At 69.5% G+C, this 14396-nt stretch carries 13 protein-coding genes; 6 read left to right on the forward strand and 7 right to left on the reverse strand.

Annotated features, from left to right (window positions below):
- Positions 1 to 8: 8 nt before the first annotated feature.
- The 3 genes from AB0G04_RS36025 (at position 9) to AB0G04_RS36035 (ending at position 1546) form a co-directional block, all read left to right on the forward strand.
- Positions 9 to 572 carry a hypothetical protein gene (locus tag AB0G04_RS36025; RefSeq protein WP_360992378.1) on the forward strand — a complete coding sequence of 188 codons (564 nt, stop codon included), beginning with the start codon at positions 9 to 11 and terminating at the stop codon, positions 570 to 572.
- 99 nt (positions 573 to 671) lie between these two features.
- The gene (locus AB0G04_RS36030; protein WP_360992380.1) at positions 672 to 998 is read left to right on the forward strand and encodes a multidrug efflux SMR transporter; all 327 of its coding nucleotides are present in this window, start codon (positions 672 to 674) and stop codon (positions 996 to 998) included.
- A complete protein-coding gene (locus AB0G04_RS36035) occupies positions 995 to 1546 on the forward strand; it encodes a TetR family transcriptional regulator (RefSeq protein WP_360992382.1) in 552 nt (183 codons plus the stop codon). The genes AB0G04_RS36030 and AB0G04_RS36035 overlap by 4 nt, the downstream gene beginning before the upstream one ends.
- A 105-nt stretch (positions 1547 to 1651) precedes the next feature.
- On the opposite strand, the gene AB0G04_RS36040 is transcribed toward AB0G04_RS36035, so the two are convergent.
- From AB0G04_RS36040 to epsC, 5 genes are all read right to left on the reverse strand, one after another.
- A complete protein-coding gene (locus AB0G04_RS36040) occupies positions 1652 to 3985 on the reverse strand; it encodes a bifunctional diguanylate cyclase/phosphodiesterase (protein WP_360992384.1) in 2334 nt (777 codons plus the stop codon).
- Positions 3986 to 4124: 139 nt separating this feature from the next.
- Complete coding sequence (locus AB0G04_RS36045; RefSeq protein ID WP_360992387.1) at positions 4125 to 4958, reverse strand: alpha/beta hydrolase; 834 nt, start codon at positions 4956 to 4958, stop codon at positions 4125 to 4127.
- A 59-nt stretch (positions 4959 to 5017) separates the two neighbouring features.
- Positions 5018 to 6145, reverse strand: a complete 1128-nt coding sequence (locus tag AB0G04_RS36050; RefSeq protein ID WP_360992390.1) for a hypothetical protein — start codon at positions 6143 to 6145, stop codon at positions 5018 to 5020.
- A 298-nt stretch (positions 6146 to 6443) separates the two neighbouring features.
- Positions 6444 to 7364 (reverse strand): cysteine synthase A, encoded by a 921-nt coding sequence (gene cysK / locus AB0G04_RS36055; RefSeq protein ID WP_360992393.1) that lies wholly within the window; start codon positions 7362 to 7364, stop codon positions 6444 to 6446.
- The gene (gene epsC / locus AB0G04_RS36060; protein ID WP_360992396.1) at positions 7361 to 7930 is read right to left on the reverse strand and encodes a serine O-acetyltransferase EpsC; all 570 of its coding nucleotides are present in this window, start codon (positions 7928 to 7930) and stop codon (positions 7361 to 7363) included. Before epsC ends, cysK begins: the two co-directional genes overlap by 4 nt.
- 310 nt (positions 7931 to 8240) lie before the next feature.
- Between epsC and AB0G04_RS36065 the strand changes: the two genes are divergently transcribed.
- Positions 8241 to 8999, forward strand: coding sequence for a YwiC-like family protein (locus AB0G04_RS36065; RefSeq protein ID WP_360992398.1), 759 nt, complete (start codon positions 8241 to 8243; stop codon positions 8997 to 8999).
- 199 nt (positions 9000 to 9198) lie between these two features.
- Positions 9199 to 10599: a hypothetical protein gene (locus AB0G04_RS36070; protein WP_360992401.1), complete on the forward strand. Its 1401-nt coding sequence runs from the start codon at positions 9199 to 9201 to the stop codon at positions 10597 to 10599.
- A 174-nt stretch (positions 10600 to 10773) separates the two neighbouring features.
- Here AB0G04_RS36070 and AB0G04_RS36075 read toward each other — a convergent pair whose 3' ends face one another.
- Positions 10774 to 11361 carry a TetR/AcrR family transcriptional regulator gene (locus AB0G04_RS36075; protein ID WP_360992404.1) on the reverse strand — a complete coding sequence of 196 codons (588 nt, stop codon included), beginning with the start codon at positions 11359 to 11361 and terminating at the stop codon, positions 10774 to 10776.
- A gap of 121 nt (positions 11362 to 11482) precedes the next feature.
- Positions 11483 to 13822, reverse strand: coding sequence for an EAL domain-containing protein (locus AB0G04_RS36080; RefSeq protein ID WP_360992407.1), 2340 nt, complete (start codon positions 13820 to 13822; stop codon positions 11483 to 11485).
- A gap of 144 nt (positions 13823 to 13966) precedes the next feature.
- Here AB0G04_RS36080 and AB0G04_RS36085 point away from each other — a divergent pair, with 144 nt between their 5' ends.
- The gene (locus AB0G04_RS36085) at positions 13967 to 14365 is read left to right on the forward strand and encodes a hypothetical protein (protein WP_360992409.1); all 399 of its coding nucleotides are present in this window, start codon (positions 13967 to 13969) and stop codon (positions 14363 to 14365) included.
- The last annotated feature ends 31 nt before the right edge of the window (positions 14366 to 14396 follow it).

Consider the following 14396-nt stretch of genomic DNA (forward strand, 5'->3'; position numbering starts at 1 on the left):
ATCGCCGTATGCCGACAGCGCGCACGGCCGCGGTCCTGCTCCTGCTGACGGCCGCTTCCGGCTGCACCGGCGGAGCGGGCGCCGTCGATCCGCCGCTACCGTCGACGGCGGCCGGCGTGTCCCCCCGCAGTGGACCGGTCGCCGGGTGCACCGACACCGTCGATCGGGTGACCGGGCCCGGTGACGGCTATCGGGTGGTCGCCGGGGTGGTCGCCGTTCCCGGCAGTGACCGGATGCTGGAGCCCCTGGAGCAGAGCCCCGGGGACGGTCCGGCCCGGCTGTTCGCCGAGTGGGAACTGCTGGTGCACACGGACACGACCGTCGACCTGAGCCTGCTGTCCGGATGGGACGGCCGGGCCGGGATCAACTGGGGTGCCGCCGATGTGGAGCCGGCCACCTCGGTACGGGTCGTGTCGTGCGGGGCGGAGCCCGGCGCTGGCCGCTGGGTGGTGTTCACCGGGGGCACCTGGGTGATCGAGCCCGACTGCGTCCCGATCCGGATCACCACGGCGACCGGGGAGACCGTCGTGGAGTTGTCGATCGGCGCACCGTGCAGCCGTCCCGGTGGATGATCCCAGGGCCGGTGTGGCCTTCCTCGCTCTGGCTGGGCAGCCGGCCAATCTTGTACGATCGTACTTGTACATCCGTACAAGAAGATCGAAGGCCCCCCTGTGCACTACCTGTTTCTCTTCGGTGCCATCGCCGCCGAACTACTCGCGACCAGCCTGATGAAGAGCACCCACGGGTTCACGCGCCTCTGGCCGACGCTCTCAGTCCTGGCCGCCTACGGCGTGTCGTTCGTGCTGCTCGCCCACGCGGTCAAGAGCATTCAGGTGGGCGTCGCCTACGCCATCTGGTCCGGTGTCGGGACGGCCGCGATCGTCGCCATCGGCGCGGTCTTCCTCGATGAACCGCTCACGACCATTAAGGTGTCGGGCATCGCCCTCATCATCGCCGGAGTCGTGATGCTCAATCTCAACACCAGCGGGGCCCATTGACCGGGCGCCGTCCGCAGCGCACCCGCGATCCGGAGGCCCGGCGCGCGGCCCTGGCCACCGCGGCCATGGAGGTCATCGCCGAGAACGGTGTCGGCCGGACCACGCACCGCGCCGTCGCGGCGCGGGCCGGTCTGCCGCTCGGCGCGACCACCTACTACTTCCCGACCCTCGACGACCTGATCGCAGCCGGTCTGCGTCACGCCCTCGACGCCCTGCAGACCGATTCACAGGCCTGGGACGAACGCCTGCGGAACGCTCCCGACATGGCGGAGGCGCTGACCCAGCTGGTGCAGGAGTACCTGGCCGACCGCAGTCAGGTCCGCATCGAGTACGAGCTGTTCGTGGCGGCGGCCCGCGACACCGCCCTGCGCCCCCTGGCCGAGGCGTGGCTGAACGACACCCCGGACACTCTCGTCGCCACCGTCGGCCCGGAGGTCGCCCGTGACATCTGCGCCCTGCTGGACGGTTTCATACTCCAGGCCCTGGTCAGCGGCACCGCGCTCGACGCCGGACGCCTGACTGCCGCGATCCGGAAACTGAGTTCCTGACACCTCGGCCCGGTACGCCTTCACCGGGTCGCGCGGCAGCGAGGGACTTCAAGACGTTTCCGGACGCCCAGCCTGCAGCGTCTTGCCGGGGCGAGAGATGGCGGGTCAGTGCGGGAAGGCCGGCTCGAGCGCAGCCGACATCAGGGCGGCGCATTCGGCCGGGGGTAGCGGCCTGGCCATGAAGTATCCCTGGCCGTACCGATATCCCATGTCGCGCAGGCGTTCCAGCTGGGCGAGGCTCTCGATGCCTTCCGCCACGGCCTTGAGCTCCAGGTATTCGACGAGCTGAGCCACCGCGGCGGCTACCGCGAGGCGGCCCCGGTCGGTGCCGTCGGCGATACCGTCGACGAACGACTTATCCAGCTTCAGGACGTCCACCGGGAAGGCCCGCAGCAGGCTGAGGGAGGACTGTCCGGTGCCGAAGTCGTCGAGGGCCAGGCGGACGCCCAACTCGTGGAGGGCACTCAGCGTCTCCTCGACCTGCCGGCCGTCGACGACCGAGGACTCGGTGACCTCGAGGATCAGGTTGCGCGGCTTGAGCCCGGTGTCGTTGAGTACGGCGGCGACCTCGTCGACGAAGCCCGTCTCGCGTAGCTGGCGGACTGCCACGTTCACGTTGACCGCCTCGACGGCGTCGGGGCCGAGCGCCGCCTGCCATTCGGCGAGCTGGGTGCAGGCCTCGCGCAGCACCCAGGCGCCCAGCGGAACGATCAGCCCGGATCGTTCCGCCACCGGGATGAAGTCCCCCGGTGAGACGAAGCCCCGTTCCGGATGTTGCCAGCGGACCAGCGCCTCACAGCCGTGCATCCGTGCGGTGACCAGGTCGTATACCGGCTGGTACAGCAACCGGAGCTGGCCGCCGAGGATGGCGTCGTGCAGTTCACCGGCCAGCCGGGCGCTGGCGGCCATGTCGTGGCGCATCCGGGGTTCGAAGCGGACCCACGACGCCTTCCCGGCCTCCTTCGCGGCATAGAGGGCGATGTCGGCGTTGCGCAGCACCTCGTCGGCGGTCTCCCCGGGCTCGGCGATGGCGATGCCGACGCTGGCGTGCAGCAGCAGCTGCTGTTCGCCGGTGTGCACCGGCCGGCCGATGATGGCCTGGAATCGGGCGGCGGCGTGCTCGGCCGCGGCCGGTTCCCCGGAGGGCAGCATGATCGCGAACTCGTCACCTCCCAGACGAGCAACGAGCTCACCGGCGGAGTCCGCGGCAAGCGAGCCGGCGGCCGGGCCGCCGGCGCCCTCCTGGAGGCGCTGGGCCACCTGGTGCAGAAGCTGATCGGCGGCCGCCGGCCCGAGGGTGTCGTTGACCATTTTGAAGTCGTCGATGTCGATGAAGAGCGCCGTCGCGGGCAGCCCCGTCTCGAGTCGTTCACTGAGGGCGAGGTTGAACCCGCTGCGGTTGGCGAGCCCGGTGAGATTGTCGGTGAGCGCGAGCCGTTCGAGTTCGACCTGCTGGCGGCGGATGCCACGCAGCGCCTCGGTGTTCTCCCGCAAGCTGAGCAGCTGCCTGGCGACGATGATGGCCGCGATGAGTACGGCGCCGACGATCACGGCACGCCCGCGCATGTCGAGGTCGCGGGCCGACACCATGATCACCATGACGGCGGTGGCGGCGACCGCCAGGAACTGCAGCGGGTCGGCGAAGGACCAGCGCAGGTGTCGCGGTTCGACGCCCAGCACACGGCTCTGCCGATAGGCGGCGGCGGTCATGCCCAGACCGACGAGCGGATAGCCGAGGTAACCCATCAGCAGGACGCTGGTGTCACTGCCGGCCAGGAACGCCCAGACGGTGGCCAGGCCGATCACCGGCTCCAGAGCGAGGATGCCGAGGGCGACCGGGTCCACACGGCCGGCCGGGCTGACCGCCGCCCGGCCGAAGATTACCAGCCCGAGCAGGCAGAAGATGCCGACGACACCGGCGCCTGCACGGGTGGCCAGGTCGGTGCCGCGGGGCATGGCGTGCAGGACGACATAGCTGAAGAACACCGAGCCGGCGACGATGACGGCGGCGCCGTCGAGGAGCAGCCGCGCCCAGTCGAGCCGGGTCCGGGTGGTGAGCGGAACGTGCCGGAAGGCGGCCATCGCCAGGACGAGGCTGAGCACGTTCGACGCGGCCTCGTAGGGCGGCATGGCACCGCCGCCGTCACCGCGGATCATCGCGATGGTGGCGGAGATGCTGCTGATCAGCAGTGCGGCAGCGGAACCGGCCCAGAGGCGCCAGAACTCGCGGACCGGGCCGGGTTCGACGAGGCGGCTGACCCGGTGGCAGGCGATGGTCGCACCGATCATGATGATGATGCCGGCGACGTTCCCGGAATAGCGATCGTCTGGTGCGCGCACTCCGAGCCAGACGAACAGGAAGGCGAGGGCGGCCAGGACCATCAGCAGCGGTACGGCCAGGGCGCGATCCCGTGGCAGCGGACCCGGGGATCCACTCATCGTCGTGCGCTCACCTGCCCGTGTCACCGGTGTCCTCCGGCACCCAGATCGGCCGGAACCGGGCTCAATTGAGCGATACCGGCGTCACTCTTCCGCGCTGGGCTCACCCGGTGTGGCCGCTGTGACGGGAAGTCACCGCTCAACTGCTCGCCAGGAATGCCCGGATCTCGATGGCGCACAGTTCCGGCTGGTCCTCCGGAACGAGGGTGAAACAGTCCGGCACGTGCACGAGCCGGCCCTGCGGGAGCGCCTCGGCGAGCCGGGCGCCGAACCCCGGCCGCATCATCCGGCACTCCGGCGCCCACATCACCAGCGCCGGGCGGCTGAAAGAGCTCAGGGCGCGGGCCGCCTCGACGTATTCGCCGCGCCGGGTACCTCGCAGATACTTGACCACGTCACGCCGAATCGCCGCGGAGCCGAGTGCCGGCGCCAGCCAGGCGTCCATGACCTGGTCCGGGACGGGACGTTTCGACATGAGCCCGAAGTTGACCGGGGTGCGCCGCAGACCTCGTACCCGCAGAGTCTGCAGAGCCAGGGTGACGCCTGCCGGGACCTTCGCCGCCGCCGCGGCCATCCGTCCGGGAAGTCCGGGAGGATAGTTCTCGAACGCCTCCTGCGGCAGCAGGACGAGGCGGGCGACGCGTTCGGCATGGCCGTGAGCGGCGACCAGTTGCGCGCCGCCCCAGTCGCATCCGATCAGGGTGACGTCGTGCAGGTCCACGACCCGCAGAAACTCGCCGACCAGGGCGGCCAGGGCGGGCGAGCTGAGGTCGGCGTCCGGGTCCATCGCGATCCGGTGGGCACCGAGGGGCATCTCCGGTACGACACAACGATGGTCCCGCCGGAGGTCGGCGACGACATGGCGCCAGAGGGATCCGCCGACGAACAGCCCGGACAGGAAGACGAGAGTGGGGCCTTCGCCGCCGGTGTCCTCATATTCGAGGGCGCCGGTGGACAGTCTGACCTGTCGCATGGCGCGACGCTAACGACCCCGGTTCCCGCTGTTCAACACATCTGCACATGTTCCGATGCTCAGATCCGCGCAAGCGCCGCCGCGGCGTCGTCGGCGAGAGCCCTGGCGTCACGTTCGGCGTCCGCCTCGGTGGCTGCCTTGACGACAAGACGGCTCAGGATGTCGCCGCGGGCCAGCAGCAGCGTGCAGCGGCCGTTCTCGTTCTCGTCCTGCTCGCAGTAGAGCAGTTGCCGTTCGACACCGGGCAGCTCGGGCAGACCGACCCGGCCGACACTGGTGTAGTCGTTCCCGAAGTCGGTGTACCGGTCGCAGCTGAACTGCCCGTTGACCTGCGTGATCGCGTCGGCTGCGGTGACCGCGCCGTAGGCGCCGACGAACTGCCGGACGGCCCGTTCGTCGGAGAACCCGCCGGAGTCCCGGTCCCACCAGTCGCGTGTCTGTCCGAAGGCCGCGACGAACGCGCCGGAGCCGGGGCCGTTGTCGCAGACGTGGGCGGCGACGTCCTCGTCCGGGTGCGGCGCGGCGCCGGCCGGTTCCAGCCAGGTGATGACGTCGCGGTCGAGCATGGCCGCCTTGACGCGCTCGGCGGCACCGGGCCGGAACGAGCCGGCCGGTTGCAGCCGGGGTGCGGCCGTGACGTCGTCCGCGCGGTCGGCGCCGCAGTCGGACCGGCGGCGAATCTCGTCCGGGGTGCCGAGGTCACCGCCGTCGATGCCGGGTGCCATGTAGCGGATCTGCCGGCTGTCGGCCCCGGCTGGGTACGACGGCACGGCGGCGCGGCGGAAGCGAGCCGAGTTGTGATAGGTGGTGCCGTACCGGTTGGTGTGGACCAGAGTCATCGTGATGTCGGCGGGCAGGCCCCGCTGTTTCGCGTTCGCGCCGGCACGTACCGCGATCTCACGGAACGGGTCGTCCCGGCCGAGGACGAGGAACTCACCCGGACCGTCCGGCTCCTTCGGCCCGCCGGCCTGCCACCAGGCGGTCTCGTCGCCGGAATCGTTCACCGCGCTGACCGTCACCTGGAGCAGGCGGTCGCCCTGGCACATCGGCGCGAAGAGCTGATAGTCGTCGCCGATCCGTGCCAGCCCGGACAGGTAGTTGCGCTGTACCGGGTCGTCGCTGGGGCATCCGGCCAGCATGGATCCGGCCAGCACCAGGACGAGCACGTTCGCGATTCTGGTCCACATGGTTCGCACGACACCCCCGTATCTGGTGATCGATCGTGCTGCATGCGGCGTGCCCGGACCAGATCCGCGCGGCGGACCGTGACCAAGGTGTTGCAGACGGGGGTCCTCGGCCGCGGCCACCTCGGCCGCTCCGGCCACCGAGGCCAGCACCGCCCCGGCCGCCGCGGCCCTCTCCGACAAGGAGCTGTGCCAGGAGGCCGGCAAGGCCAGCGACGCCATGCAGAAGGCCCTGCTCACGCTGCTCAAGGCGATCGGACCGAGGGCGTCCCGGCACACGCACCGGGACGCCCCGTGCCTCTCAGGACCCGGCGAACAACGGGGTGCTCAGGTAACGCTCACCGGTGTCCGGCAGGACGACCACAATGGTCATGCCGACATTCTCGGCACGCCACGCCAGCTCCCGTGCGGCGTGCAACGCGGCGCCTCCCGACACACCGGCGAGAATCCCCTCGGTACGGGCCACCTGCCGGGCAGCCTCCCGCGCCTGGTCCACGTTCACCCGGAACACCTCGTCGTAGATGGTCGGGTCGAGCACCTCCGGCACGAACCCGGCGCCGATGCCCTGGATACCGTGCGGCCCCGACACACCACCGGACAGCACCGGCGACTCGTCCGGCTCGACCGCGTAGACCCGCAGGTCCGGCTGCTTCTCCTTGAGCACCTGGCCGACGCCGGTCAGGGTGCCGCCGGTGCCGACGCCGCCGACGAACAGGTCGATCTGACCGTTGGTGTCGTTCCAGATCTCCAGCGCGGTGGTACGGCGGTGCATGTCCGGGTTCGCCGGGTTGTCGAACTGCATCGGCAGCCAGGCCCGCTGCTCCTCAGCGATCTCCAGCGCCTTCGCGACGGCTCCCTTCATCCCCTCGGCGGCGGGGGTCAGGACCAGTTTCGCCCCGTACGCCAGGAGCAGCGCCCGCCGCTCGGCGCTCATGCTGTCCGGCATCGTCAGCGTCAGGCGGTAGCCGCGCGAGGCCGCGACCAGGGCCAGCCCGATACCGGTGTTACCGCTGGTGGCCTCCACGATCGCCGACCCGGGCCGCAGCTCCTCGGTGGCCTCGGCCGCCTCGATCATGGCGAGGGCGATCCGGTCCTTCACACTGCCGCCCGGGTTGGCGGACTCCAGCTTCGCGATCAGCTTGGCCGGCAGGCCGGGCTCGAACCGGGTCAGCCGAACCATCGGGGTACGGCCGATCAGCTCGGTGACGTCGTTGTAGATCATGTCCTCGCTCCAGGGTTGGCGCCGGCGGTTGCTGTGACGTTCGGAGTATCAGAGACGGGAACGGGTTCGGCTGCCGGGGCGCGCAGGCGTCCCCCGGCCGGCACGTCGGCCAGGACCAGGGCGAGCGCTCCGATCTCCGCGTCGTCGCCGATGCGCACCGGACCGAGCACGGTCGCGCCCACCCCCAGCATGACGCGATCTCCCACCTCCGGGTGACGGCGGCTGCCCTTGGCGTCCCGCTGCCAGCCGCGTCCGCCCAGGGTGACCTGGTGGTACATGGTGACGTCGTCACCGATCGTGGCGGTCTCGCCGATGACGACACCGGCACCGTGGTCGATGAAGAGCCGTTTGCCGATCACCGCCCCGGGATGGATCTCGATGCCGGTGAACAGCCGCATCAGCTGGGACAGGAGGCGGGGAAGAAACGGGATGCGGGCCCGGCGCAGCGCGTGGGCGACCCGATGGCCCCACAACGCCCACAGCCCGGGATAGAGCAGCACCTCGGCCACGTTGATCCCGTACAGGGCGGGGTCACGCCGGCAGTAGGTGCGGATGTCTTCCAGCACGGAACTTCCTCAGATGGTGAGCGGGCGATGCCAACCGTGGCACACCGGCCTCGCCGGGTGACGGCTGCGGGGCGTCAGTCGCGCGGGCTGGGACAGCGCTCGTCGAAGACCCGGCGCACATGCGGGCCCGCCATCGGCACGGCGAACCGGTAACCGGCCATCCGCCGCTGGGCCTCCCGCTCACTCATGACGGCAAGGCTAGCCGATCGACGGCGGGCCGTTCAGCGGCCGAAGGTCCCGGTCACCCGGCCCGAACCGGCGGGACCTGTAGCCCTGCCCCGTCGCCGTCCGGGGTCATAGCATCGCCGGCATGACGCTCAACGCCGGCCGGGACCGGTCCGGCCCGGTGACCGCAACCCGCCGCCGCACGGCCCGGCAGTTCGTCCCGCCCCAGCACGGCGCCTGGGCGATGCTGCTGCTCCCCTACCTGGCCGGGTTGCTCGTCGCCGGGTTCGCCTGGCCGGTCGTGCCGCTGCTGGGCGCGTGGCTGGCCGGCTACCTGCTGTCCTACTACGTCCTGCAGGCGATCAAGACCGGGCGGCTCGCGCGGTTCCGGCCACAGATCCAGCTGTACGCGCCGATCACCGCCGTACTGGCGGTGCCGGTCGTGGTGGCCCGGCCCGAGGTGCTGTGGTTCGCGCCCGCCTACGCCGCCCTGCTCGCGGTCAACGCCTGGTTCGCCCGGCGCCGGCGCGAGCGGGCCCTGCTCAACGATCTCGCGTCGGTGGTACAGAGCTGCCTCATGGTGCCGGTCGTCGCGGTCGTCGGCGAGACCCCGCCGGCCTGGGCCCCGTTCCTGATCGTGCTGCTGTATCTGACCGGCACGGTGCTGTTCGTCAAGACGATGATCCGGGAACGCGGCAGTGTCCCGTACCGCCGCGCCTCGATCGTCTATCACCTGGCCGCACTCGCCGCGGCAACCGCGACCGGCATCCTCGCCGCGGCGGTCTTCGCGGGTCTGCTGGCGCGCGCGTGGCTGCTGCCGGGCCGCCCACTCGCACCGAAGCAGGTCGGTTTCGTCGAGATCGGCGCGAGCATCCTGATCCTGGCCACGGCCGCGACGGCCTGACGGCCACCCGGCGCGGCACCGGAACTGTGACGCCGATCACTTCTTCGCCTCAGGCATCCATGTCGATGTAACGATGTGCTCACCGCGAGTAACGCATCACGCGGTGGCGATATCTCGAAGCGCTGCGGGGGCGCGATACGATGCCGTGTCCCCTGGGCGTCCCTGACTGAGTCGGATACGTACGTACACGGGGGACAAGATGCATGAGGGACGTTTGCGAAACAGACCCGCGGGTGCCGCAGCCGATGCGGCGACCGCCGAAGCCATTGAGTTCGGCAACCCATTTCGTCGTCGCATCATGCGCCTCCCGCGGCGCGCTCTCGGCCTGATTGCGGCGACCGCTCTTGTAGTCTTCGCTCCGATCCCGTCCGCAAGTGCGGACGCTTCCGATCGAACCGCCTCGAACGGAAGCGACGAATACTGGTCCACCGTCATGGACCGAAAGACGCTAGCCGCCATGCGGCATCAGGAGAAGTTCCAGCCAGTCGTTCAAGAGTTGACGGAACTGGCGGCCAAGAATCCAGCCGCGGGCTTCACCAGCCTGGCATTCGAGGGCGACGGCCTGTCCGTGTACTGGAAGGGCAACCCTCCCACCCCCGTGCAGCAGGCTGTCACGGCGGCCCGGAACAAGTTGGACGTCAAGCTCCGCAGCGCGGCGTACTCGATGGCCGACATGGAGAACTTCGCTGATCGGATCGCCGGCGCTGCGGCGGAGAGCGACCTTCAAGCGATATCGCTCAACTACGACGGCAGCGGCATCAAGATCACGAAGAAACCGCCGAGCCGGGTGTCCAGCAGGGAAGCCAAGTCGGGCCGATCGGTGCGCCGCGCCGAGGACATCCTGAGCCAGGTGAGGGCACAGGGCGCCGCAGCCGGCAACGCGGTGGCGAAGCGCATTCCCGCCACGGTCGTCACCGCCGATCATGTGATCGAACCGCTGGCCTGCAACGGACCCTGTAGCCGACTCGACGACTCCCCGGCGTGGAACGGTGGTATACGACTCGTCAACCGGGACTCTCCGAAAGGCTGGTACGAATGTACCAGCGGCTTCGGCACCCGGCAGGGCAACAACTACTACCTGGTCACCGCCGCCCATTGTGGCCACTCCTCGGGAGACCGCTACTACGACGCGGCGGGTGAATTCATCGGGACGTCCTGCGGCGAGCAATCGACTCTCGACATTCAGGTGATCTGTGCTCCGGGCTTCTACCGGATGTTCGACGGCCCGCCCGGCACCACCAACTACAAGAATGTTCTCGGCTGGGGATACCACGTCGTGAACGAACTTCTCTGCCATTCGGGAGCCACCAGCGGTGTGATCTGCGGACTCAAGACGATCGGCGGCGATTATCAGGTTTGGGGCGAGGACTCCGACGGCGACCAGTTCTACGTCAAGGGTCTCATCAAGACAACACAGATCGACGGCCAGACCGGCGCACGAAAAGGTGACAGCGGCGGCCCGGTCTTCTCATTGATGGGTACCGGGGTACGCGCCAAGGGAACCATCAGCGCCGGAGGCGCCGGCAGCGACACGATGCTGTTCCAGGACTGGGCGGACTACCTGCGACAGTGGTCGGACATGTACCCGCGGACGCCGTAAACAGATCGCGGCCTGACGACTCGCCCAGCGTAGGAGCCTCACGCTGGGCGAGTGCGGCCTGAGTGCTCGCCGTTCGCATGTACCGATCGGCGAAGGCCGACATCTGCGCTGGATCCCCTCTGGTCGCCGTCAGGGCGCAACCGACTGAATCGCGAGGCATCCTCAGCCGACGGGTCAGGCCAGCAGAGCTCGTACGCCGTTGACGTAGGTCTGCCGGTCGATGCCACCGAGCAGGATCCTCTGCAGGATGTAGCCCTGGATCAGGCCGAACAGGGCCGCTCCGATACCGGCGGGGTCGGCCTCCGGCGGGAGCTGCCCGGTGTTCTGTGCACGTTCGGCGGTACGCACCGCCCGGTCCCGCACCCGGCCGTAGATTTCCGCGACCAAGGCGCCGACCTCGGGATCGTGCACCGCTTCACCCCACACTTGAACGGCGATGCGCACCGTGCCGTCCTCGACCGAAGCGAGGTCGACGAGTTCGAGGACCCGGTCCATGATCTCGGGGATGGGTGGCATCGGGTCGAGTTCGAGGAATCCGTCCAGCACTGCGGTGACCGCCGAGATTTTCTCCCCCGCGATCGCGGTGATCAGCTCGTTCTTGCTCTTGAAGTAGCGGTAGAACGCGCCGACCGACAGCCCGGCCTCCTTGATGACGTCCTGCATGGACGTCTGGTGGAACCCGTTGCGCACGAAACACCGCGCCGCGGCGTCGAGGATCTGCTGGCGGCGGGCGGCGAGGTGGGCTTCGGAGACGCGGGGCACCCCGAAACCATAACCATGTCGTGCCGTTCCACGATCGGTGGCGCAGACCCGGTAGACCTGCGGGGAAAGCCGTATCGGAAGGGCCGCCCTGCTCGTGGCGGCGGGTGCACACTGGTGGCCTTCACGCCCCGCTGAGCGTCGCCCGGACGGGCGCCGTGGCAGCCGCGCGCAGTTCGAGGACGCGCTCCGGCGGGACCGGGCGGGAGTAGAGGTAGCCCTGACCGTACTGGTATCCGAGCCGGCACAACAGGTCACGCTGCTCCTCGGTCTCGATGCCCTCGGCGACGGATCCGAATTCCAGGGCCGCCGCCATCTGGCTGACCGCCGTCGCGACGGCCGCCTGCCGGCTCACCGTGGTGATCGACTCGACGAACGAGCGGTCCAGTTTCAGGGTGCTGACCGGGCAGGTGAGCAACAGGCCGAGCGACGACGCGGCGGTGCCGAAGTCGTCGAGGGCCAGTTTCACGCCGAGCGCCCGCAACGCGATCATGGTGGCGTGCGACTGTTCGTCGTCGAGGACCGCGGTCTCGGTGACCTCGATGGTGAGGCAGCCGGCCGGCAGGCCGCTCGCGGCGAGCGCCGCCGTGACGTCGGCGACCAGGTTCGGGTCGCGCAGCTGCGGCCCGGCCACGTTGACGCCGACCGACAGCGGGGCCGCGCCCGGTGAGTCACGCATCCAGGTGGCACCCTGCCGGCACGCCTCGCGCAGTGCCCAGCGGCCGATCGCGACGATCTGGCCGGTACGTTCGGCGACCGGGATGAAGTCGATCGGCGACACGGTGCCACGAACGGGATGGTTCCACCGGATCAGCGACTCGACGCCGGTGAGGGCGCCGTCGGCGAGCCGCACGATCGGCTGGTACAGCAGGGTGAACTGCTCGCCCTCGACGGCCTGGTCGAGTTCCCGGATGAGTACCGCCTCGGCGCTGATCCGGGCGCCCATCTCGTCGGTGTAGGCGATCCACGTGCCCTTGCCGCGGTGTTTGGCCTCGTACATGGCGATGTCGGCGTTGCTGAGCAGCACGGACGGGTCCTCACCGGCCCGGGCCCCGGTCACGCCGATACTGGCCCGGGTGACCAGTGTGTGCTGCAGCAGCACGATCGGCTCGGCGAGGCGGTGCAGGATCTGCCCGGCGACCAGCCCGGCATCATCCGGGCCGGTGCCCGGCAGCAGCACCGCGAACTCGTCACCACCGAGCCGGCCCACCAGGTCACCGCCGCGGACCGCGTCCCGCAGCCGGGAGGCGACGATGACCAGCAGGGCGTCGCCGGCGGCATGGCCCATCGTGTCGTTGACCGTCTTGAAGTCGTCCAGGTCGATCAGCAGCAGCGCCGAGTCGCCGGTGAGCAGGCGCGCCATCTCGGCGCTGAAGTGGGTGCGGTTCGCAAGTCCGGTGAGTCCGTCGAACGACGCCTGCTCGCGCAGCTGCACCTCCTGGTCGCGCAGGTCGCCGAGGGCCACGTCGAGCCGGGTGATCAGGTTCATGTTGTCGTGGAAGGCGACGAGCTGCCGCCCGGCGACCAGACAGGTGATCACGACGACCCCGGCCGTGGCGCCGACCAGCTGCGACGACGCGGTGGACGGCAGCATCAGCAGGAACACCATGAAAGTCACCGCGATCATGCCGTACGGCAGCAGGCTGTACGGGCGGCGCTTGGCGGTGTGCCGGGGATCGCCGACGCGCAGCACGATCACCTGGATCCACGGGCCGACGGCGATCAGGAGACTCGGCAGGAGGCGGATCGCGTAGACGTACGCATGATCGAGGGATTGGAAGTCGCCGGGCAGGAGCGTGCTGACGCCCTGGACCATCGCGGCCGAGACCATCGGCCAGGCGGCCATCCGGGCCATGGGTGGGTTCCGGATCAGCGCGACCTTGGTCGCCGAGAACGTCGCGACCAGCACGAGCGCCGCGGTGACGCTCGCGTTGACCCGGTCGATGTCGTTACCGTTCAGCGGGTTGAAGGCGAAGCACCAGGCCACCACGCCGCCGCCGACCAGCACGGTCGTCGCGTCCAGCCAGAACACGAACTTCTCCCGGGCCGCCCGCAGGCCCTGCGGGAAGATCAGGCAGGCGATCACGTTGCTGCTCATGCCGATGGCGAACATCGCGGTCTGCACGATTCCTCCGGTGAGCGAGGGCTCACCGGGCGAGACCAGAACCTGCATGCATTGGTACGTGTCACCGACCGTGAACGATGCTCCGGCGAACCCGATCATCGACCAGAAACGGCGGTAGCGCTCGTGGGCGAGGCGCCGCAACCGCCATCCGCCGTAGGCGAGCGCCGCGTCCAGCGGCACCTGGCAAAGCCAGTAGACCTGCACCTGCCGTGTCGCGTGCCCGTCGAACAGGAAGAACAGCACGCAACCGAGCAGGAAGAACCCCACCAGGCCACGCAGCACCGGGTCACGGCGCAGGTGACCGGTGGCGCTGCGGGCCGGCTGCGTGTCGGTCGACAATCGTCCCCCTCTGGTCCTCCCGCTGTAATCGGACGGCGGACCCGCGATCGAAGGACAACCGGTGAGAGAGCGACGAGAGCGTGCTGAGAGCGGTCTCTCCGAGGATTCTCAGCAACGCCGAAGATCGACTTCAGGGGGTCATTCATGCGCCACTTGTTCCCACGGATACTCGCGGCCGCCGCGGTGACGGTCATGGCGCTGGGGATGAGCGTTCAGCCGGCTCACGCCGCCGTGTCCTGGTCCTACACCAGGGCCAGCGGTCAGTGGATCCAGAGCGCCGGCACCGCCAAGTACGACAACGTCCTCGACCGCTTCTATCTGTACGACAACCGGGCCGACGGGGCCGGTGTGTACGCGGAGGTCACTCTCAACCGCCAGGGTTCTCAGACGAACTACTTCTACTGGGGCGGCGGTGGCGGGACCTCCAGCAGCTGGGCAGCCAACTATCCCTCCGGATTCTCGATCGAATACCGCGTGTGCCTCCAGGACAACGGCCAGGTTCAGGCAGGGACCTGCAGCTTCTTGACCCGCTTCAACACCTGACCCCGGGGCGCGGGTGCCCGTCCGGCCACGA

Origin of the sequence: Actinoplanes sp. NPDC023801 (assembly GCF_040639655.1) — a bacterium.
Lineage (GTDB): Bacteria > Actinomycetota > Actinomycetes > Mycobacteriales > Micromonosporaceae > Actinoplanes.

Bases quoted from the DNA above. Each gene is read 5' to 3' on its own strand.
- AB0G04_RS36025 (WP_360992378.1), top strand. From the start codon at position 9: ATGCCGACAGCGCGCACGGCCGCGGTCCTGCTCCTGCTGACGGCCGCT.
- AB0G04_RS36040 (WP_360992384.1), bottom strand. From the start codon at position 3,985: ATGAGTGGATCCCCGGGTCCGCTGCCACGGGATCGCGCCCTGGCCGTA.
- AB0G04_RS36045 (WP_360992387.1), bottom strand. From the start codon at position 4,958: ATGCGACAGGTCAGACTGTCCACCGGCGCCCTCGAATATGAGGACACC.
- AB0G04_RS36050 (WP_360992390.1), bottom strand. From the start codon at position 6,145: ATGTGGACCAGAATCGCGAACGTGCTCGTCCTGGTGCTGGCCGGATCC.
- cysK (WP_360992393.1), bottom strand. From the start codon at position 7,364: ATGATCTACAACGACGTCACCGAGCTGATCGGCCGTACCCCGATGGTT.
- AB0G04_RS36065 (WP_360992398.1), top strand. From the start codon at position 8,241: ATGACGCTCAACGCCGGCCGGGACCGGTCCGGCCCGGTGACCGCAACC.
- AB0G04_RS36070 (WP_360992401.1), top strand. From the start codon at position 9,199: ATGCATGAGGGACGTTTGCGAAACAGACCCGCGGGTGCCGCAGCCGAT.
- AB0G04_RS36085 (WP_360992409.1), top strand. From the start codon at position 13,967: ATGCGCCACTTGTTCCCACGGATACTCGCGGCCGCCGCGGTGACGGTC.